Consider the following 18,657-nt stretch of genomic DNA (forward strand, 5'->3'; position numbering starts at 1 on the left):
TTCACAATCCTCCGCGCGGACAATTTTCTTCGATCAGGCCGGCGCGGCGCGCGATGGACATCCGACGAAGCCGGAAATCCTGAACCTTGATCTTTGAGGCGGCGGACCGTAGCGGCCTCATTTCCGCCTTGTCAACGCGGGCCCACGCCGCCACGCGGTGGTCGACCACCACCATCGCGGGATCGGTTCCCACCCGGCCGCCGCGTCCCGAACGTGTCCGGGCCGTCAGCGATTCTTTCCCGGCACCCAAAGCACGTCGTCGGCGCCGTTCGCGTTCGCCGTGCGGCTCGCCACGAAGAGGAAATCCGAGAGCCGATTGAGGTATTGCAGGGCTTCCGGAGAGACGATTTCGCCCTCGGTCGCCGCGAGTGCCACGGCGAGGCGCTCGGCCCGCCGGCAGATCGTCCGCGCCAGGTGCAGCGCCGCCGCGGCCGGCGACCCGCCGGGCAGCACGAAGGATTTGAGCGGCGAAAGGTCGGCGTTCAGGGCGTCGATATCCCGCTCGATCCGCTGGACCTGAGCGGCGACGACGCGAAGCGGTTCGTATTTCGGCGGTTCCGCGCTCTCCGGCGTCGCGAGATCGGCGCCGAGATCGAACAGATCGTTCTGGATGGCACCGAGCATCGCGTCGAGCGTCGGATCGGCATGCAGGCGCACGAGGCCGATGCATGCATTCGTCTCGTCGACCGTGCCGTAGGTCTCGATCCGCAGATCCGCCTTGGAGCGGCGTTCGCCGCTGGCAAGCGCCGTCGACCCCTTGTCGCCGGTGCGGGTATAGATGCGGTTGAGCGTGACCACGGCGGATGTCCTATCGCGAGGATGACGATTGTCGACGAACCTAGCGCGATTTCACCCGTCCGGGAGGCGTAAAAACGCGAAGAGCCGGCCTCGCTCGCGCGAGTCCGGCTCCGATCCATCACGTTGTGGATGGGCTCAGAAGGTGTAGCCGAGCTTGCCGCCGAAATTGGTCAGGCCGCGATTGTTCGCGCACAGACCGGCATTCGACATGTGCTCCACGGTCGCCATGATGCTCCAGTGCTCGGTGAGCCGGAAGCCGAGGGCGGCGGCCTCCCGGAACAGCGGGTTGCAGCCGAGCGTGTTGAAGCCGTCCGGCGTCGTTGGCTTCGGGCCGGTATAGCCATTGTGGAAGCCGGTGCCGAAGAAGCCTTCGAGGAATACGATGTTGTTCAGGGTCTGCGGGAAGAGATCCACGGTCCAGGTGCCGCCGATATAGGCGTAGCTGGTCCGTCCGCCGAAGTTGTAGCTGCCGCCGACGGTCGGACGCGGCACGAAGGCTTGCCAGAAGGGATCGAGGCTGACACGCGGCTTCGCGAAGAGAATTTCACCGTTGATGTTGTTGGTGTTGTGCTCCGCACTGCCAGGATCCTGGACGGCACCGCCGATCCGCACCTCGGAGACGATGCTCAGAGGCTGTACGGGGCTCGTATAAGCGACCGACGAGGGTCGGAGATCGGCGGCCTGTGCCGGCAAGGTCACCGAGAGGGCGACGACGGCGGCGGCGAGACGGCGGAACGAATGGGGATGCATCAAAACGGTTCCGGTTGGACCGGCCCTGTCTAGCACGGCTCGCGGCGTGGGCGGCAGGCGGCGGAACGCGGTTTGCCGCTCTTACCGGCCGATAGCTGTGATGTGAGGCCGCGGCGCCACACACACGTCATGCGTGGCGATGAGGCGCGACCGGCGGGGATTAAGCCGATGCCCGGCATCCTGGCGATGCCCCGCAATCGCGGCGATGCTCCGATCCGCGAAGGGATGCTTTGCAAAACCCCGGAGAGGAGATCAGGCGGACCGCCACCAAACCACGCCCATGATCAGGATGATGGCGAGGAATTGCAGCAGCACGCGCAGGCGCATCAGCTTCTGCGAGACGTTCGCGCTGCCGCCCCGCATCATGTTGAGGAGGCCAAGGAACAGGACGACCGCCACCGCGAGACAAGCGAGCAGCACGAGGGTGTTGGAAGAAATCACGGCGTCTCTCGCGGCTGCGGGGGCGTTCCAGGTCTCATCCCCTTATGGGCTCCGCAGCGAAGGGAGCCCATGAGGCAGGGAATCGCATCGGCGCTCGGGGTATCAGTTCCGACGCAGCAGGCGCTCGAAATAGTCGAGTTCCTCACGCGGGCGACTCGGGTCACCGAGCTTGCGGCGCAGCTCCTCCATGATGCGACGGGTCCGCTGCACGGCGGATTCATCCGCGGTGGGTACGCGGGCATTGCCGTTCGTCATGTCGCGCCCCTTGGTCGGGCGGCCGAGCGGATCGTCCTCTCGGTTGCCGGCCTGGCCCTGCTGGCCCGGCTGCTCGCCACCCTCACCTTCGCCTTTCCCCTCGCCGTCCGCCTCCGCCATCTCCTGCATCTGCTTCTGCATGCCCTCGGCGCCGCGCTTCAGGCCGTCGAGGGCGCGGCCCTGCGCGTCCACCGCGTCGCCATCCTTGCCTTGGCCCAGGGCGCCTTCCGCCTCGCGCATCGCCTCCTCGGCTTCGGACAAGCCGTCCTCGCCCTGCATGCCGAGGTCCTTCATCCGGCGCTGAAGGTCTTCCAGGCGCTCGCGCAGCGCCTGCTGGCGCTGCCCGGGGCCACCCTTCTGGCCCTCGCCCTTCTGGCCCTGCTGTCCTTGGCCCTGCTGTTCCTGGCCTTGTTGGCCCTGGCCCTGCTGGCCGGGCTGTCCCTTCTGCCCGTCCTGCTGCTGACCCTGCTGGCCGCGCTGGGGACGCTGGCCGCGCGGACCCTGGCCCTGCTGGCCGCGCTTGTCCTGGCCGTCCTTGTAGGTCTCGTCGCGCAGGTCCTGCTGCTCGCGGGAAAGCTTGTCGAGTTCGTCGGCCTGCTTGCTCATCTCGCGGCCGTTCGGATCGGACTTGCCGCTCGGCTCGGCGGTCTGGAGGTTCTCCAGGATGTCCCGAAGCTGATCGAGCAGCCGCTGTGCCTCCGCCGTATCGCCGCGCTTCATGGCTTCGGCCATGTCGCTCAGCATCTTGTTCAGGTCGTCGGGCGTGACGGTCTTGGCGTTCGCGTTCGGAGGGCTCTTCTCGGCCTGCGACTTCGGGTCCTTGCGCTGACGCTCGGCCATGCCCTTCATGAACTTGTCGAGCGCCTGCTTCAGGTCCTCGGTCAGCTTCTTGATCTCCTCGTCCGGCGCGTTGCGCTCGATGGCCTGCTTCAGGTTGTCCTGGGCCGCGCGCAAGCTCTTCTCGGCATCGGACAAGTCACCGTCCTCGATCTTCAGCGCCATGTCCCACAGGAGGTCGGCAACCTCCATCAGGGCCTCGTCGGTGCGGGCGGCCTTCAGGCGGCGTGAGGCGGTCCTGAGGCCGAGGAAGATGCTGGGCTGCGGCGTGTAGCGGTCCGGTGCGATCAGGAGGGCGTCGAGGGCGGTCTGCACCCGGGGACGACTCTCGTCCGGGGCCGTGATGAGGCGGCGGCGCTCCTCCGCGAGCGCGCGCGCGAGGGGTTGGGCGAAGAGACGGGCCGGCAGCGTCACCTCGGTGGTGGGCGTGCGCCCGTACTGCCCCGCCTCGTCCTTCACCACCAGCGTCAGGCGCACGCGCGCGCCCGACCACGGATTGTCGGTGAGGTCGACCATCGTCTTGGTGTCGTGCTCGCCCGTGGCATCGGCGGGGAGCGCCAGGGAGATCCGGGGCGGCGGAACCAGGGCGCGCGTGTTGGCGAGCGGCTCCACCAGCCCCTCGGCGGAGGCGATGCCGTAATCGTCCTTGGCCCGATAGGTCAGGTTGAAGGTGCCCCGCGCGTTGACTTCGAGGCCGCCGACGCGGCTCACCTCCGGGGGGGTGTCGGGAATCGTCTCGACGACGAGGTGTTGGGTCACGCCCCCCGCCGCGATGGTGAGGTCCGCGACGCCGCCGGTCAGTTGAAAGCGGTCCTCGCGCAGGTCCGCATGCGCGGGCTTGCCCGGCAGCGCCTTGAGGCCGGCATTCGGGGTCAGCGCGGCCTCGCCGTGGCCGGCGATGCGGACGATCAGCGTCGAATTCACCGGCGCGCGCAGGCGCTGCGCCTCGCCGCTCATCGTCACCACCAGGGGGGGCAGACGGGTGTAGAGAGGCGGGTCGATCCATCCGTCGACGCGGAAGTTCGGTCCCGGCGGAGGGGCGGCCTGCCAATCGAAGGCGCCGAGGATGCGCGGACGCCATTCGGAGCCGGCGACGAACAGGCTGGCCACCGCGGCCACGATCACGGCTGCGCGCAGGGCGAAGGGGTCGCGCCGCGCCATGGCGGGGCGGGGCGGTCCCGCCTTCAGGCGCGCCACGGCGGCGGCGGCGCGGGCCTGATGCAGGGCCCAGAGCGCCCGGGTCGCCGGGTCGCCGGTGCCGACCGCCAGGGTGTCCTCGACCGAAGAGGCGGGGTGGTGGGAGGAAGCGCCGCCGGCGGCCTCGGCCTCGCGGTCGATCCGCACCAGGGCGTCCCGGCGCGTGGGACGGCGAAGGCGGGCGAGCGGCAGCAGCACCGCCACCAGCCCGAGCGCGAAGAGGCCGAGACCGAGCATCCGGCCGAGGGGCGGCAGGTCGAGCCAGAGACCGAGCCAGGACAGGCTCAGGAAGGCCAGAACGAGGCCGATCCCGCGCCACAGGATCGGCCAGGCCCGCTCCCAGAGGGCGGCCGCCTGCGAGCGGGCGACCAACCGGTCGAGGCGATGCCGCAGACCGATGCTGCTGGAATCACCCGACGTTTCGCCGTGCGTGGAGGTCGCCGGGTCGGCCTCGCCCATCGTGTCTGGCTCCTTGGCGCATCGCGCCTGCCCGCAAGGTTAGCATGGTGCGGGCTGCGTGCGGCGGGGTCAAATCACCCCAGGCCGGGCCGCGATGAACCGCGACCGCACTTCACGTGTTGCCGCCTGGATCATTCGGAACGCGATTGAGGAGAACTGCCATGGGCGATACCGGGATCGAGTCGAGGCCGATCGTCGATGCCCTGGTGCGGTCGCGCCGCGGCGGCATCGCGGCGGCGACGGCCCTGGGCGGGCTCGCCCTGGTGGCGGCTCTGGCCGCTCGCGCGCTGCACGGCGCCGGGGAGACCGCTCCGCAACCGACCCCGCCCTCACCCCCGGTCGGCGAGGACGAAGCGCGCATCATGCTGCGCGCGATGGTCGCCGTTACCCTGGCCGACGGGCAGATCGACCGGGACGAGCGCCGGCGCCTCGACGCGGCGGTGGAGGGCGCCGGCATCGAGAGAAACGGAGCGGCCTGGCTTGAGGCGGAGATCGCCGACCCGGCCGACGTGGACGAGATCGCCGAGCGGGTGAAGAATCCGGAGCAGGCGACGCGGATCTACGCGGCGGTCCGGCTGTCGATCCTGGCCGACACGCTGCAGGAGCGCGAGTTCCTCAAGATGCTCGCCACCGCCCTCGACGTGCCGGCGGAGGCCGTCGCCCGGATCGAGGCCGAGGCCTGAGGAATCAGGGGGCCGGGCTCAGCCAGTCCGGCACCCGATCGAGACCGATGAGGTCTTCGTAGGACGGGCGCGGGCGCACGATCGCGGCGTCGGCGCCCCGCACCAGCACCTCCGGCACCAGCGGCCGGGTGTTGTAGGTGCCGGCCTGGACCGCGCCGTAGGCGCCGGCGCTCATCACGGCGATCAGGTCGCCGGGGGCGACCTCCGGCATCTCACGGGCGAGCGCGAGGTAGTCGCCGCTCTCGCAGACCGGGCCGACCACGTCCGCCACGAGGCGCGGCGTCCCGTCGGTCGCCTCCCGCACCGGACGCAAGCCGTGGTAGGCGTCGTAGAGCGTCGGGCGGATGAGGTCGTTCATCGCGGCGTCGACGATGACGAAGGTCCGGCCCTCGGTGCGCTTCACGTAGATGACGCGGGTCACCAGGATGCCCGCATTGCCGGCGATCATCCGTCCGATCTCGAAGACCGGGCGCAGGCCGAGCGGCGCGAAGTGCGGCCGCAGGATCGCCGAGAGGGCGGCCGGCTCCGGCGGCGGCGCGTTGTCGTCACGGTACGGAATGCCGAGGCCGCCGCCGAAATCGATGTGGTGGAGGGCGTGTCCCTCGGCCATCAGGTCGCGGGCGAGGCCGGCGAGAAGGCCGGCCGCGTGGTCGAAGGGCGCCAGGTCGGTGATCTGGCTGCCGATGTGCATGTCGACGCCCGAGATCGCCAGACCCGGCAGGCTGGCCGCATGGGCGTAGACGGCCCGGGCCCGCCCGAGCGGAATGCCGAACTTGTTCTCGGACTTGCCGGTGGAGATCTTGGCGTGCGTGCCCGCATCGACGTCGGGGTTCACCCGGATCGAGATCGGGGCGGTCAGGCCGAGGCTCGTCGCGACGGCGGAGAGTTCGGCGAGTTCCGGCTCGCTCTCGACGTTGAAGCAGTAGATGCCGGCCTTCAGCGCGGCGGCCATCTCCGAGCGGGTCTTCCCGACTCCGGAGAACACGATCCGCCCTGGGTCGACGCCGGCCGCGAGGGCCCGCAGCAACTCGCCCTCGGAGACGATGTCCATGCCGGCGCCGAGGCGCGCCAGGGTGGTCAGGACCGCCTGGTTCGAATTCGCCTTCATGGCGTAGCAGACGAGGGCATCGTCGCCGCCGAACGCCTGGGCGAAGACGCCGTAATGCCGCTCCAGCGTGGCGGTGGAGTAGCAGTAGAACGGCGTGCCCACGCGCTCGGCAAGGTCCGTCAGGTCGACGTCCTCGGCTTGGAGGCGGCCGTCACGGTATTGGAAATGATGCATCGGCCTGCCTGCGAGCGCGGGGCTCCGAGGGGAGCGGCGCGCGAGACGCGTCCGCACCCTGCGAACGGTCCCGTCTCACGCGACCGGAAACATGAACGGACGGTGGAATCCGTGTCTACAGGAGCGGGTCGAGCAGGAAAGGCTGCTTCGGGATGACGTAGCCCCGCTTGGCCCCGCGCGTGGTCTTCACCGGGGCCTCGGCGCCGGAGCCCGGCACCGCCAGCGCGTCGAGTTCGTCGCCCGCCCGAACCGCGTCGGGTTCCGGCGCGGCGGTGCCGCCGCCGATCCCGACGCTCGCGGGGAGGGCGCGCGGGCTCGCCAGTCCGGGCATTCCGGGCCGCGCCACTGAGCGGGCGGCCTCCGTACCCGGCGGCGGCTCGAGCGCGCCGCGCCGGCCGCAGGCCGAGGCGGCGAGCGCGATGAACCCGATCGCGGCGATCGTCGAGAGGGGGCGGGAACGGAGGAACATCAACGCTTGCGGTCCGGCACGAAGGTGGCGCGAGCATAGCCGTTGCGGCACCGCGATGCGAGCCTGACGGCGAACTGTCCCGCTCGGCGTGGCCGGAGCGCCGCAGACCGTGTCTCGGTGATCCCGCCGCGTCCGGGCAAGAGCGACCCGCGGGTCGGCGTCACCGAAGTCCGGCAGATGCCCGCCATGGGGCATGCCCCGACGAGGCACGCTCGCCGAGGTCCGCGTCGGTTGATCCCTTCGGGACGGCGGATCCGGGCTTCGCTCAGGCGCCGCGCGGTCTCAGCTCTTCTTCTTGGCGTCCGTCTTCTGGTAGACGTCGATCGCCCGGCGGCAATTCTCGGAGAGCTTGGTCCAGTTGGTCTGGAAGCACTTGTCCAGGGCCGGATCGTCCGTGGCCAAATTTCCGCAATAGGTCAGGTAGTCGCCGGTGCAGTATTTCTTCAGGGTCTCGTTGCCGCGCTTGGTCTGAGGCGCCGCGGCACCCTGCGGCTGGGCGGCCGGCTGGGCCAGGACGGGGGTGGCCGCCACCGAGGCCGTGGCGGCGAGAACGAAGGCAAGCGACGTAAGCTTAAGGGCCATGGGGGGCGCGGTCCGTCTCAGGAAAGAGGGAATGGGCGACCCGATGCAGCGCCGACATGGTCGAAACATGGCACGCGGATGGTCGCCGCATGGTCGGGGCGCTTTCTACGCCGCGTTCCCGGCTCCGCGCAACGTGCCCGGCGTATTCCGGCGCACATCGCCGGCGTTCGGACGGACGGACCCGAAGGAACGTCGTGCGGAGAACGGATCGCCGCGTGGCGATCAGTTCGGCTGCGCCGGGACGGTGAAGGCGGTGGCGGCCGGCAGGCGCTCGCGCTGCATCAGGCTGTCGGCCACGTCGGAGATCCGCCGGCGCAGGTCGGCGGCCTCCCCCTCGCGCCGGACCATGAGCTGCGCCAGCGCCTCCTCGGCGGCGGCGAGACTGGCGCGCAAGGTCTCCCGCTCGGCCACCAGCGTCGCGGTGAGGTCGGGAACCCCGGTCACGGTGTCGCCGGCCTCGGGCGCGCCCGCACCGGTGGCCATCGGGGGGCCCATGCGGGCGTCGCGCGCCGCGAGCAGGTCGTCGAGCACGTCCCGATGCGCCTCTTCCAGCACCTTGAGGGTGGCGATGCCGAGCGCCGCGTCCTGGCGCGCCGTCGCGAGATCGCGCTCGACGGAACTCAAGGTTTCGCGCGTGGCCGCGATCACGGCTTCGCGCTCGCTCAGGGTCGCATCGCGCGACTCGACGGTACGGGTCAGGGCGGCGGCCTCCAGGGTGCGCGCACCGATGGCGGCGAGATCCGCGTGGCGATGGGCGTTGACCGCCTCCACCTTTCGCTCCAGTCGCCGCTGCGCCACAGCGAACTGCGCCCGCAGGTAATCCTTCTCGGCGGCCACCTCGGAGATGGAGAGGGGCAGGCGCGCCTCGATCCGGCGCTGGGAGAGGCGCGCGGCCCGCGCGTTCACGGCCGGCAGGAGAAGCAGGGCGAAGAGACTCGCGGCCAGGAAGCCGAGCGCGAAAATCATCACGGTTTCGATCACGCGGGCACGCTCATTCAAACCGCCGGGTCACGGACCGGGTTCAGGAGGCGACGACGAGCGCGTCGCGCGCCGTCCGCCGAAGCCTCCTGTTTAGCCCATGTCGGGGCCGGTTGGGCAAGGCATGCCCACGAGAGTTTCGCGGGGTGTGGCCGGATTCCGCGCGGCTCAGAACGGATTCCAGGTCGGCTTGTCGGTAAACTTGAGGTAGCCGACATTGATGCCGAGGCGGGCGCCGACGCCGGTGCGGATCGGAACCACCACGATGTCGTCGGCGGTCACCGCCGTCATGCCGAAGCCGCCGACGAGATAAGCCGAGCCGTCGACGCCGCCGAAGCGGCGGTAGAGGTCCGAGACGCTGCGGAGATTGTAGATCAGCATCATGGTCCGGTCGCCGTCCCCGCCGACATCGAAGCCGATGGAGGGTCCCTGCCAGTAGACCCGGCGCTGTCCGGCATTGCGGGTGTAGAGCGTGCCCTCGCCGTAGCGGACGCCGCCTACGATGGCCCCGGACGCCTCCTGGCCCAGGAGGTAGCCGTTCGGCTCGCCCCAGCGCCGCGTCGCCTCCTCGACCAGTTGGGCGAGGCCGCGCGACATCGAGCCGAAGAAGCGGTGGCCGTTGTCGACGAGTTCCTGCGGCCGGAACGTTCCCGGCCGGCCCTCGGCCGCCGCGATGGCGCGGGGCGAGGCCCCGAGCAGCAGGAGCGCCCCGAGACCCGCGAGCGCCGCGCGACGGCTCGGCACGGCGGGTTGCGAGCGCGCGCGCCGGGGCAGGGGGTGGGCTTCGCGTGTGTTCGACGTCATGCCTCGTTCCTCCTCCGGGTTTCGGCCGGCTCGTTCCCGCGAGCGTCGGCCCGCCCGCCGGTAGCATCCTGCTAACCGCCTTCACGCTACGAACGCGCGGGCCATCGTGGCGATCGAAGGTAGGGGCAGGCCCCGGCCGAGACCGTGCGCCCCGATACCCGGCGATCCGCATTCCGGGACATGACGCGAAACAAAGCAACATGTGGTTAACGCGCCGTCACCTGCTTCCCCTCGTCGCGGCCGGCTTCGCCGGCCTGCCGGTGCGGGCCGCGCGCCTGGATACGCTGCCGCTGGGGCCGATCGCCCTGAACGGCTTCGACGCGGTGAGCTACTTCCTGGGCGACTCCGAGGTCGCGCGGCCCGAGCCCGGTCTGGCGGCGCACGAGGCGGTCTGGCGCGGCAAGACGTGGCGCTTCGCCAGGATGGCGAACGAGGAGGCGTTCCGGCGCGCCCCATCGATCTACGCGCCGCGCCTCGGCGGCTTCGACCCCCTCGGCATCCTCGACGGCCACCTCGTCGACACCGATCCGCTGGTCTTCGCCAGGGTCCCGGATGCCGAGGGGGTCGAGCGGCTCTACCTCCTGCGGAATGCCGAGCACCGGGCGCGGTTCATCGCCGATCCCGCCCTGGCCGCGCAAGCCGAGGCGCGCTGGCCGGATCTGCGCGACCAGATCGATCGGGATTTTCTCGAATAGGCGCGCGCGGAGGCCGTCTCAGATCCGGCTCTCGCCGGACGGCTGGCGGCGCTCGGACGAACGCCCCGTCGGGGAGCGCTCCGGCAGCGCGAGATTGGCGGCGTAGCTGGGATCGCCCAGGGCCGCGAAGGGGCCGTTGCGGTAGTTGCGGGTGTAGTGCCCGTAGGTCATCGGCCGGCCGGCCGGCGCCACGACGCAACCGCCCGCCACGGTGAGGATATGGTCTCCGGCCGCCGTGTCCCACTCCATCGTCGGGCCGCAGCGGACGTAGATGTCGGCCTCGCCGGAGGCGATGAGGCAGAACTTCAGCGCGGAGGCGGCCGAGCGCAGGGCGCCCACCCGCAGGGCCCCGAGGCAGGCATCGGTCTCCACGTCGCCGTGGCGGCTGCTCATCAGGGCGACGAGCCCCTTGGCCGGTATCGGCCGCACGGCGATCGGCGTCTTCGCCTCCAGGCGCCCGGAGACGATGGCGGCCTCGAAGGCCTGCGCGCCCGCGCCCCAGACCCGGCCGAGGCCGGGAGCCGCGAGAGCGGCGGCGATCGGCCGATCCCCGGCGATCAGGCCGATATTGACGCTGTATTCGGGGTTTCCCGCCAGGAAGTCGCGCGTCCCGTCGAGGGGGTCGACGAGGAAGAACAGCGCGGCGGGCGGCTGGTCGTAGGACGATTCCTCCGCGATCACCGGGATACCGGGCCATTGCCGCCCGAGTTCGGCGATGATGAAGGCCTCGGATTCCGAGTCGGCCTGGCTCGCGGGCGATCCATCCGGCTTCAGCACGTGCGGGCAGTCGCCGCCGTGATGCTTCTTCAGGATCTCGCCCGCCCGGCAGGCGATTTCCATCAGGGTGGCCGCAATACGGTCGCGCGTCGGCGCATCGATCGACATGATGTGGCCCAGGATGCCCGTGCGGCCCGGCCTTGTCGACCCGGAACACGCGCGGTCCTAACGCTTTTCAAAGCATTCGGCGCCGTCTATCGGTTCCGTTCACGACCGGACGCGGCCCCGAAAAACGCCTGCGCGGAGCGCACCATGATCCCCCTCGACCTCGACGCCCTCGACCTGTCCGCCCTCCTGTGCTCGCGCGTCTGCCACGACGTGATCAGCCCCGTTGGCGCCATCGTGAACGGCCTGGAGGTCCTCGAGGACGAGAGCGACGCCTCCATGCGCGAATTCGCGCTGGAGCTGATCGCCAAGAGCGCGCGCCAGGCTTCGGCCCGCCTGCAATTCGCCCGCATCGCCTTCGGGGCCGCCGGATCGGCCGGCGCCTCGATCGATCTGGCCGACGCCGAGAAGGTCTCGCGCGGCATGTTCGCCGACGACAAGACGCAGCTCACCTGGAGCGCACCGCAGGCCCTCTACCCGAAGAACAAGGTCAAGCTGCTCCTCAACCTCGTGGTGATCGCCCAGAGCGCGATCCCGCGCGGCGGCCTCATCGACGTGGTGGTGCGCGGCGACGGCGAAGCGCCGACCCTCACCCTGACGAGCAAGGGCTCGCACGCGCGCATCCCGGCCCACGTGGAGGCGATGATCGCCGGCACGCCCGAGAACGGCACCGTCGACGCCCACGGCATCCTGCCGTTCTATGCCGGCCTCGTCGCCCGCGCGGCGGCCATGGACGTGCGCTTCTCGATCGAGGGCGACACCGTGACGATCGCGTCGACCCCGATCGCCGCCGCGATGCCGGACGCGCCTGCGCCGACGGGATCCGGCCCCGAGGACGACCGCCCCTCCGATTCCGAGCCGCCGGACACCGCCCTGGCCTGAGGCGGCTCCGGCGCTGGGCGGTCGCGGAGCCTCGTCAAATATTATCGGCGTCTCCCACTTTGTCCGAGGCGCTGAAACCCTTCCCTAACCGGTTTGGTTCAAGGTCCGACCTGCACAGACTGTAGTGCGCGTACGGACCGAGTACCTCTCATGGACGACTTGTTGCGTGAGTTCCTGACCGAGAGCGCGGAGCATCTCGACACGGTCGATGCCGAACTCGTGCGGTTCGAGCAGGACCCCAACAACCAGACGATCCTGAGGAACATCTTCCGCCTCGTCCACACTATCAAGGGCACCTGCGGCTTCCTCGGACTGCCGCGCCTCGAGGCGCTGGCGCATGCCGCCGAGACCTTGATGGGGCAGTTCCGCGACGGCATGCCGGTGACCGGCCCGGCGGTCAGCCTCATCCTCGTCACCCTGGACCGGCTCAAGGCCATCCTTGCCGACCTCGAAGCCACCGGCACCGAGCCCGCGGGCAGCGACGACGACCTGATCGGCGCCCTGGAGCAGATGGCCTCGGCCCCGATCGCCCCCCCGGCCCCCGTGGCCGAGATCCGGCTTCCGGACCCGGTCGTGCGCGAGCTGAAGCCCGGCGAGGTCAGCCTCGAGGATCTCGAGCGCGCCTTCATGGAGGCCGAAGGTCCCGATCCGTTCGACGCGCCCCTTGCGGCTCCGCCCGAGCCGGCGTCTCCGGAGCCCGCGAAGGTTCACGAGGCCGCCAAGAGTCCTGAGCCCGCCAAGAGCCCCGAGCCCGCCAAGAGCGCTGACGCGCCCGCAGCACCCGCCGCCCAGGAGGGCGAGGGCGGCGTCGCCAAGGTCCAGACGATCCGCGTAAACGTCGACACCCTCGAACACCTCATGACGATGGTGTCAGAGCTGGTGCTGACCCGCAACCAGCTCCTCGAGATCGCCCGCCGGCACGACGACTCGACCTACAAGGTCCCGCTGCAGCGCCTCAGCCACGTGACGGCCGAGCTGCAGGAAGGCGTCATGAAGACGCGCATGCAGCCCATCGGCAACGCCTGGCAGAAGCTGCCGCGCGTGGTCCGCGACCTGTCGTCGGAACTCGGCAAGCAGATCGAGCTCGTCATGAGCGGCGCCGAGACCGAACTCGACCGCCAGGTCCTGGAGGTGATCAAGGACCCGCTCACCCACATGGTGCGCAACTCGGCCGATCACGGCATCGAGTCGGCGGCCGACCGCAAGTCCGCCGGCAAGCCGGCGCGCGGCACGATCCGGCTCTCCGCCTATCACGAGGGCGGCACGATCACGATCGAGATCGCCGATGACGGCAAGGGGCTCGACCTCGCCGCCATCCGCCGCAAGGCCGTGGAGCGCAAGGTCGCGAGCCAGGCCGAGGTGGAGCGGATGACCGACGCCCAGGTGGCGAAGTTCATTTTCCACCCGGGCTTCTCGACCGCCGCGGCGATCACCTCGGTCTCGGGTCGCGGCGTCGGCATGGACGTGGTCAAGACGAACATCGAGCTGATCGGCGGCGTCATCGACATCAATACGCAGCTCGGCCGCGGAACCACCTTCACGATCAAGATCCCGCTGACCCTGGCGATCATCGCCGCCCTCATCGTCAAGGCCGGCGCGCAGCGCTTCGCGGTGCCGCAGGTGGCGGTGCTCGAACTCGTGCGCGTCGACAAGGCGACGGCCCAGAAGATCGAGCGCATCAACGGCTCGCCGGTCCTGCGCCTGCGCGAGCGCCTCCTGCCGATCGTCACCCTGACGGGCGTGCTCGGCCAGGACCAGGAGGCGGACGCGGTGGATTCGGGCTTCGTGGTGGTCGCCCAGGTCGGGCGCCAGCGCTTCGGCATCCTCGTCGACGAGGTCTTCCACACGGAGGAGATCGTCGTGAAGCCGATGTCCTCGAAGCTGCGCCACCTGCCGCTGTTCGCCGGCAACACCATCCTGGGCGACGGCGCCGTGGTGCTCATCGTCGACCCGAACGGGATCGCCCAGCAGGTCAGCCAGGGCTCGCAATCGGGCGCCATTCCGGTGGAGGCCGAGGCCGAGGAGACCGAAGCCGCCGACGCCAAGGCGACGCTCCTGGTCTTCAAGGGGGGTGCTGGCAGCTACAAGGCGGTGCCGCTCTCGCTGGTGACGCGCCTCGAGGAGATCGAATCGGCCAAGGTCGAGTGGGTCGCGGGCCGTCCGCTGATCCAGTATCGCGGCCGCCTGATGCCGCTGGTCCCCGCCGATCCGTCGATCGAGATCCGCGCCTCCGGCACCCAGGCCCTGGTGGTGTTCTCGGACGGCGAGCGGGCGATGGGCCTCGTGGTCGACGAGATCGTCGACATCGTCGAGGAGCGCCTCGATGTGGAGATCTCCGCCGACCGCTCCGACCTCATCGGCTCCGCCGTCCTGCGCGGCCGGGCGACCGAGATCATCAACATCGCCCACTTCCTGCCGCTGGCCTACGACGACTGGGCCCGCGGACCGAAGAAGGCGGACAAGCGCGGCTCCACGCTGCTCCTCGTCGACGACTCGGCCTTCTTCCGCGACATGCTGAGCCCCGTGCTCAAGGCCGCCGGCTACAGCGTCATCACGGCCGCCAGCGCCGACGAAGCGGTGGCCACGCTGCTCTCCAACCCCCGCGTCGACGTGGTGGTGTGCGACCTCGAAATGCCCGGGCGCAGCGGGTTCGACCTCGTCAGCGCCATGCGCAAGGTCGAGGGCCGCGTGGCCGGCCTGCCGGTGATCGGATTGTCCGGCACGATCGGGGCCGAGGCGATCGAGCGGGCCCGGACCCTCGGCATCGTCGACCTCGTGGCGAAGTTCGACCGCAGCGGCCTGATCTCGGCGCTGGCCGAGATCGACGTCGCCAGCCTCGCCGCCGCCGCCTGATCCGGCCCGCACCCTTTCGGAGATGACGTCCATGATGCAGGCCGCCAACAGCAACGCCACCGAGACCATCGGCACCCGCGATTTCGTCACCGTCTTCGTCGGCGAGACGATGTTCGGGCTCTCCATCGACCGCGTCCACGACGTGTTCATTCCCGCTGGCGTCACGCCCGTGCCCCTGGCGCCCCCCGAGATCGTCGGGCTGCTGAACCTGCGCGGTCGCGTCGTGACGGCGCTCTGCCTGCGCCGGCGCCTCAGCATGGCGCCGCGCACCGGGGAGGGCGCGCAGATGGCCATCGGCCTGGAGCAGGGCGGCGAGACCTTCGCGCTCATCGTCGACGGCGTCGGCGAGGTGCTCAAGCTCGGCGCCGACACCCACGAGCCGGTGCCGATCAACCTCGATGCCCGCTGGCGCGACCTGACGCTCGGGGTCCACCGCCTCGACGGACGCCTCCTCGTCATCCTCGACGTCGACGCGCTCCTCGCCTTCGACACGCAGCGACGCACCGCCGGCGCGGCCTGAACCCGAGCAGGGAGAAGAGTTCGATGAAAACCTGCCTCATCGTCGACGACTCCGCCGTCATCCGGAAGGTCGCGCGCCGCATCTTCGAGACCATGAACTTCCAGGTCGGCGAGGCCGAGGACGGCGAGAAGGCCCTGACCGCCTGCGGCGAGACGATGCCGGACGCGATCCTGCTCGACTGGAACATGCCGACCATGGACGGCTACGACTTCCTCCGGGCGTTGCGGAAGACACCGGGCGGCGAGAAGCCGAAGGTGCTGTTCTGCACCACCGAGAACGACGTCGGCGCCATCGCGCGGGCGCTCCATGCGGGCGCGGACGAGTACATCATGAAGCCCTTCGACCGCGACATCGTCACGGCGAAGCTCGCGCAGGTCGGATTCCTCGCGGAAGCCGACGCCGCCTGACACGGAACGCGGCCGCCCCCCGATCGGTCCCGCATCCGTGTTCACCCGTCCTCAGCGTCGCTCGAAGCGTGAACATTCATGATGGCCGTCACCGCACCGACCTACGCGCCGAGCGCGGCACCGCCGGCTCCGGCGGGCCAACGTGTCCGCGTCCTGATCGCCGATGATTCGGCCGTGGTGCGCGGCCTCGTCGCCCGCTGGGTCGCGGAGGCCGGCCACGAGGTCGTGGCCACGGCCTCCAATGGCCGCATCGCCCTCGAGGCGATGTCCCGCCACGAACCCGACGTGATCCTGCTCGACATCGACATGCCGGAGATGGACGGCACCCAGGCGCTGCCGCTGCTGCTCGCCAAGAGCCCGGGCGTCCAGGTCATCATGATGTCGACGCTGACGACGCGCAACGCCGACATCTCCCTGCGTTGCCTCGCCCTCGGCGCCGTGGACTACATCCCGAAGCCCGAGAGCAATCGCGGCGTCACCACCTCGGACGCCTTCCGCATCGACCTGATCGAGCGAGTCCGCGTGTTCGGGGCCGCACGAGCCCGCAAGCGCGGCCCCTCGAGCGCTCCGGGAGCCGGTTACGCCGCGTCGGCGGTGCCGGGAACACAGAGCCCGTCTCCGGTCTCGGCCCTGCGGCCGACGTCGCCCCTGGTGCTGCGCCCGAAATCCCGCACCGGCGTGCCGCCGCGCGTCCTGCTGATCGGCGCGTCCACGGGCGGACCCCGCGCGGTCGGCGAAGTGCTGGAGAAGATCGGCGCGCCGACCCTGCGCCAGTTCCCCGTGCTCATCGTGCAGCACATGCCGCCGGTCTTCACCGCGGTGTTCGCCGAGCATCTCGGCGCCCGCACCGGGCTGCCGGCGGCCGAGGGCAAGGCCGACGAGCGCCTTCAGCCCGGGCGCATCTACGTGGCGCCCGGCGGACGGCACATGGGTCTCGCGGGTCAGCGCCAGGACGTCACGATCCGGCTCCACGACGGGCCCGTGGTGAATTTCTGCCGGCCCGCCGTGGACGTCCTGTTTCAGGACGCGGCGGCGATCTTCGGGCCCGCGACGCTCTCGGTGGTGCTGACCGGCATGGGCTCGGACGGCACCGGCGGCGCACGCGCGCTCACGGAGGCCGGCGGCGCCGTCCTCGCGCAGGACGAGGCGACCAGCACCGTCTGGGGCATGCCCGGCAGCATCGCCAAGGCGGGCCTCGCCCAGGCGATCCTGCCGCTGGCCGAGATCGGCCCGGCCTTGCGCAATCTACTGACGGGGCAGGGCGCATGACCGACATCGAGTTCGACTTCCTGCGCAGCTACCTCAAGACCCGCTCGGGCCTCGCGCTCAGCGCCGAGAAGCGCTACCTCGTCGAGAGTCGGCTCGGGCCGGTCTGCCGCCGCTTCAACCTCGCCGATCTCGGCGCCCTGGCGACGGCCCTGAAGAGCGGCCGCGATACCGCGATGGAGCGCGCGGTGGTGGAGGCCATGACCACCAACGAGACGTTCTTCTTCCGCGACCGCGTGCCCTTCGACCTGTTCCGCGACGTTCTCCTGCCCGAGGCCATGGCCCGGCGCGCGAGCCAGCGCCGCCTTCGGATCTGGTGCGCGGCCGCCTCGACCGGCCAGGAGCCGTACTCCCTGGCGATGATGCTGAACGACGCCGCCCCGCGCCTCGCCGGCTGGAGCGTCGACCTCGTCGCCACCGACCTCTCGACCGAGGTCCTGGAAAAGGCCAAGGCCGGGCTCTACAGCCATTTCGAGGTGCAGCGCGGCCTGCCGGTGCAGGCGCTGATCAAGCATTTCGAGCAGGTCGGCGAGCAGTGGCGCATCTCGGCCCCCCTCCGGCAGATGGTGGATTACCGGCCCCTCAACCTGCTGCACCCCTTCGACGCCCTCGGCAGCTTCGACATCATCTACTGCCGCAACGTGCTGATCTATTTCGACGCGCCGACCAAGGGCGACGTCCTTGGCCGCCTCAGCGCCAGCCTGGCGCCGGACGGCGCCCTGCTGCTCGGCGCCGCCGAGACCGTGATCGGGCTGACCGACCGGCTGGTCCCGAGCCCGCAGCACCGGGGCCTCTACAACCAGGCCGGTGGTGCCGCCGCCCGGGCGCCGGCCGCCCGTCCGCTCCCCGCCGCCCCGATCCTGCCCGCCGCCGGCATTCCTCCCTTACGACGCGTCGTGGGGTTGTAAGGGACGTCGCCGGGGGTCCGGCCCCCGGAGGACCTGCCGCCGCTTCGACGCGACGTCACGAACCTCGTCCGCGGGCGCCGAGATTCCGGCCGGGGCGGCGGCCGATGACGCGTTTGGCCAGGAGCGCCCTGGCCCCTCTCTGCATCGACGGCGGCCGATCGCCCGGCGGGCGCCCGCGACCGTGCGGGGGAAGACGGTGCCCTTTGGAGGATCGACCGATGGGGAACGACCATGCGGCAGCACGCCGTGCGGCCGACCCGTCGCGTCGATAAAAAAAGGCCCCGCTCGCGCGGGGCCGTTTCGTCGCCGGTCCGATGGGGGTCGATCAGACGGCGATGCGTTCCTCGCCCTCGTTGGGCTCGCGCAGCACGTAGCCGCGGCCCCAGACGGTCTCGATGTAGTTCTTGCCCGAGGAGGCGTTGGCGAGCTTCTTGCGCAGCTTGCAGATGAACACGTCGATGATCTTCAGCTCGGGCTCGTCCATGCCGCCGTAGAGATGGTTGAGGAACATCTCCTTGGTCAGGGTCGTGCCCTTCCGCAGCGAGAGGAGTTCCAACATCTGGTACTCCTTGCCGGTCAGGTGGACCCGCGAACCCGAGACCTCGACGGTCTTCTGGTCGAGGTTCACGATCAGGTCGCCGGTGGTGATCACCGACTGGGCGTGACCCTTCGAGCGGCGGACGATCGCGTGGATGCGGGCGACGAGTTC

At 70.5% G+C, this 18,657-nt stretch carries 20 protein-coding genes; 8 read left to right on the forward strand and 12 right to left on the reverse strand.

What is annotated here, in order from left to right:
• Nucleotide 1: 1 nt before the first annotated feature.
• The 5 genes from MKK54_RS10815 to MKK54_RS10835 form a co-directional block, all read right to left on the reverse strand.
• Entirely contained in the window at nt 2–175 is a 174-nt protein-coding gene (locus MKK54_RS10815) for a hypothetical protein (protein WP_244010791.1), read from the reverse strand.
• Between the two features lie 50 nt (nt 176–225).
• Entirely contained in the window at nt 226–798 is a 573-nt protein-coding gene (locus tag MKK54_RS10820; protein WP_244010792.1) for a cob(I)yrinic acid a,c-diamide adenosyltransferase, read from the reverse strand.
• Between the two features lie 135 nt (nt 799–933).
• Nucleotides 934–1,548, reverse strand: a complete 615-nt coding sequence (locus MKK54_RS10825) for an acyloxyacyl hydrolase (RefSeq protein ID WP_244010793.1) — start codon at nt 1,546–1,548, stop codon at nt 934–936.
• A 252-nt stretch (nt 1,549–1,800) separates the two neighbouring features.
• Nucleotides 1,801–1,986: a twin transmembrane helix small protein gene (locus MKK54_RS10830; RefSeq protein WP_244010817.1), complete on the reverse strand. Its 186-nt coding sequence runs from the start codon at nt 1,984–1,986 to the stop codon at nt 1,801–1,803.
• A gap of 105 nt (nt 1,987–2,091) precedes the next feature.
• Complete coding sequence (locus MKK54_RS10835) at nt 2,092–4,737, reverse strand: TIGR02302 family protein (protein ID WP_244010794.1); 2,646 nt, start codon at nt 4,735–4,737, stop codon at nt 2,092–2,094.
• 161 nt (nt 4,738–4,898) lie between these two features.
• On the opposite strand from MKK54_RS10835, the gene MKK54_RS10840 reads away from it, so the two are divergent.
• Nucleotides 4,899–5,420: a tellurite resistance TerB family protein gene (locus tag MKK54_RS10840; protein ID WP_244010795.1), complete on the forward strand. Its 522-nt coding sequence runs from the start codon at nt 4,899–4,901 to the stop codon at nt 5,418–5,420.
• Between the two features lie 4 nt (nt 5,421–5,424).
• On the opposite strand, the gene lysA is transcribed toward MKK54_RS10840, so the two are convergent.
• From lysA to MKK54_RS10865, 5 genes are all read right to left on the reverse strand, one after another.
• Nucleotides 5,425–6,702 (reverse strand): diaminopimelate decarboxylase, encoded by a 1,278-nt coding sequence (lysA, locus tag MKK54_RS10845; protein WP_244010796.1) that lies wholly within the window; start codon nt 6,700–6,702, stop codon nt 5,425–5,427.
• Nucleotides 6,703–6,817: 115 nt separating this feature from the next.
• Nucleotides 6,818–7,171, reverse strand: coding sequence for an LPS translocon maturation chaperone LptM (lptM, locus tag MKK54_RS10850; protein ID WP_244010797.1), 354 nt, complete (start codon nt 7,169–7,171; stop codon nt 6,818–6,820).
• Nucleotides 7,172–7,453: 282 nt separating this feature from the next.
• Complete coding sequence (locus MKK54_RS10855; RefSeq protein ID WP_244010798.1) at nt 7,454–7,753, reverse strand: 3',5'-cyclic-nucleotide phosphodiesterase; 300 nt, start codon at nt 7,751–7,753, stop codon at nt 7,454–7,456.
• 222 nt (nt 7,754–7,975) lie between these two features.
• A complete protein-coding gene (locus MKK54_RS10860) occupies nt 7,976–8,719 on the reverse strand; it encodes a hypothetical protein (protein WP_244010799.1) in 744 nt (247 codons plus the stop codon).
• A gap of 180 nt (nt 8,720–8,899) precedes the next feature.
• Nucleotides 8,900–9,535 carry a DUF1134 domain-containing protein gene (locus MKK54_RS10865; RefSeq protein WP_244010800.1) on the reverse strand — a complete coding sequence of 212 codons (636 nt, stop codon included), beginning with the start codon at nt 9,533–9,535 and terminating at the stop codon, nt 8,900–8,902.
• 200 nt (nt 9,536–9,735) lie between these two features.
• On the opposite strand from MKK54_RS10865, the gene MKK54_RS10870 reads away from it, so the two are divergent.
• On the forward strand, nt 9,736–10,230 hold the full coding sequence (locus MKK54_RS10870; RefSeq protein ID WP_244010801.1) for a hypothetical protein: 495 nt from the start codon (nt 9,736–9,738) through the stop codon (nt 10,228–10,230).
• A gap of 18 nt (nt 10,231–10,248) precedes the next feature.
• Here MKK54_RS10870 and MKK54_RS10875 read toward each other — a convergent pair whose 3' ends face one another.
• Nucleotides 10,249–11,115: a 3'(2'),5'-bisphosphate nucleotidase CysQ gene (locus MKK54_RS10875; RefSeq protein WP_244010802.1), complete on the reverse strand. Its 867-nt coding sequence runs from the start codon at nt 11,113–11,115 to the stop codon at nt 10,249–10,251.
• A gap of 144 nt (nt 11,116–11,259) precedes the next feature.
• On the opposite strand from MKK54_RS10875, the gene chpT reads away from it, so the two are divergent.
• From chpT to MKK54_RS10905, 6 genes are all read left to right on the forward strand, one after another.
• Nucleotides 11,260–11,994 carry a histidine phosphotransferase ChpT gene (gene chpT, locus MKK54_RS10880; RefSeq protein ID WP_244010803.1) on the forward strand — a complete coding sequence of 245 codons (735 nt, stop codon included), beginning with the start codon at nt 11,260–11,262 and terminating at the stop codon, nt 11,992–11,994.
• A gap of 150 nt (nt 11,995–12,144) precedes the next feature.
• Entirely contained in the window at nt 12,145–14,847 is a 2,703-nt protein-coding gene (locus MKK54_RS10885; RefSeq protein ID WP_244010804.1) for a hybrid sensor histidine kinase/response regulator, read from the forward strand.
• 34 nt (nt 14,848–14,881) lie between these two features.
• Nucleotides 14,882–15,367, forward strand: a complete 486-nt coding sequence (locus MKK54_RS10890; protein WP_244010818.1) for a chemotaxis protein CheW — start codon at nt 14,882–14,884, stop codon at nt 15,365–15,367.
• A 23-nt stretch (nt 15,368–15,390) separates the two neighbouring features.
• Nucleotides 15,391–15,774, forward strand: coding sequence for a PleD family two-component system response regulator (locus MKK54_RS10895; protein WP_244010805.1), 384 nt, complete (start codon nt 15,391–15,393; stop codon nt 15,772–15,774).
• 78 nt (nt 15,775–15,852) lie between these two features.
• A complete protein-coding gene (locus tag MKK54_RS10900; protein ID WP_244010806.1) occupies nt 15,853–17,043 on the forward strand; it encodes a chemotaxis response regulator protein-glutamate methylesterase in 1,191 nt (396 codons plus the stop codon).
• Nucleotides 17,040–17,948, forward strand: coding sequence for a CheR family methyltransferase (locus MKK54_RS10905; RefSeq protein ID WP_244010807.1), 909 nt, complete (start codon nt 17,040–17,042; stop codon nt 17,946–17,948). Before MKK54_RS10900 ends, MKK54_RS10905 begins: the two co-directional genes overlap by 4 nt.
• Nucleotides 17,949–18,273: 325 nt before the next feature.
• Here the strand turns inward: MKK54_RS10905 and MKK54_RS10910 are convergent.
• Nucleotides 18,274–18,657 (reverse strand): winged helix-turn-helix domain-containing protein (locus MKK54_RS10910; protein ID WP_244010808.1); only part of this gene is annotated, 384 nt, incomplete at its 5' end.

Source organism: Methylobacterium sp. J-068 (assembly GCF_022829445.1).
Classification (GTDB): Bacteria; Pseudomonadota; Alphaproteobacteria; order Rhizobiales; family Beijerinckiaceae; genus Methylobacterium.

Bases quoted from the DNA above. Each gene is read 5' to 3' on its own strand.
- MKK54_RS10815 (WP_244010791.1), bottom strand. From the start codon at position 175: ATGGTGGTGGTCGACCACCGCGTGGCGGCGTGGGCCCGCGTTGACAAG.
- MKK54_RS10825 (WP_244010793.1), bottom strand. From the start codon at position 1,548: ATGCATCCCCATTCGTTCCGCCGTCTCGCCGCCGCCGTCGTCGCCCTC.
- MKK54_RS10835 (WP_244010794.1), bottom strand. From the start codon at position 4,737: ATGGGCGAGGCCGACCCGGCGACCTCCACGCACGGCGAAACGTCGGGT.
- MKK54_RS10840 (WP_244010795.1), top strand. From the start codon at position 4,899: ATGGGCGATACCGGGATCGAGTCGAGGCCGATCGTCGATGCCCTGGTG.
- lysA (WP_244010796.1), bottom strand. From the start codon at position 6,702: ATGCATCATTTCCAATACCGTGACGGCCGCCTCCAAGCCGAGGACGTC.
- lptM (WP_244010797.1), bottom strand. From the start codon at position 7,171: ATGTTCCTCCGTTCCCGCCCCCTCTCGACGATCGCCGCGATCGGGTTC.
- MKK54_RS10855 (WP_244010798.1), bottom strand. From the start codon at position 7,753: ATGGCCCTTAAGCTTACGTCGCTTGCCTTCGTTCTCGCCGCCACGGCC.
- MKK54_RS10860 (WP_244010799.1), bottom strand. From the start codon at position 8,719: ATGATTTTCGCGCTCGGCTTCCTGGCCGCGAGTCTCTTCGCCCTGCTT.
- MKK54_RS10865 (WP_244010800.1), bottom strand. From the start codon at position 9,535: ATGACGTCGAACACACGCGAAGCCCACCCCCTGCCCCGGCGCGCGCGC.
- MKK54_RS10870 (WP_244010801.1), top strand. From the start codon at position 9,736: ATGTGGTTAACGCGCCGTCACCTGCTTCCCCTCGTCGCGGCCGGCTTC.
- MKK54_RS10875 (WP_244010802.1), bottom strand. From the start codon at position 11,115: ATGTCGATCGATGCGCCGACGCGCGACCGTATTGCGGCCACCCTGATG.
- chpT (WP_244010803.1), top strand. From the start codon at position 11,260: ATGATCCCCCTCGACCTCGACGCCCTCGACCTGTCCGCCCTCCTGTGC.
- MKK54_RS10885 (WP_244010804.1), top strand. From the start codon at position 12,145: ATGGACGACTTGTTGCGTGAGTTCCTGACCGAGAGCGCGGAGCATCTC.
- MKK54_RS10890 (WP_244010818.1), top strand. From the start codon at position 14,882: ATGCAGGCCGCCAACAGCAACGCCACCGAGACCATCGGCACCCGCGAT.
- MKK54_RS10895 (WP_244010805.1), top strand. From the start codon at position 15,391: ATGAAAACCTGCCTCATCGTCGACGACTCCGCCGTCATCCGGAAGGTC.
- MKK54_RS10900 (WP_244010806.1), top strand. From the start codon at position 15,853: ATGATGGCCGTCACCGCACCGACCTACGCGCCGAGCGCGGCACCGCCG.
- MKK54_RS10905 (WP_244010807.1), top strand. From the start codon at position 17,040: ATGACCGACATCGAGTTCGACTTCCTGCGCAGCTACCTCAAGACCCGC.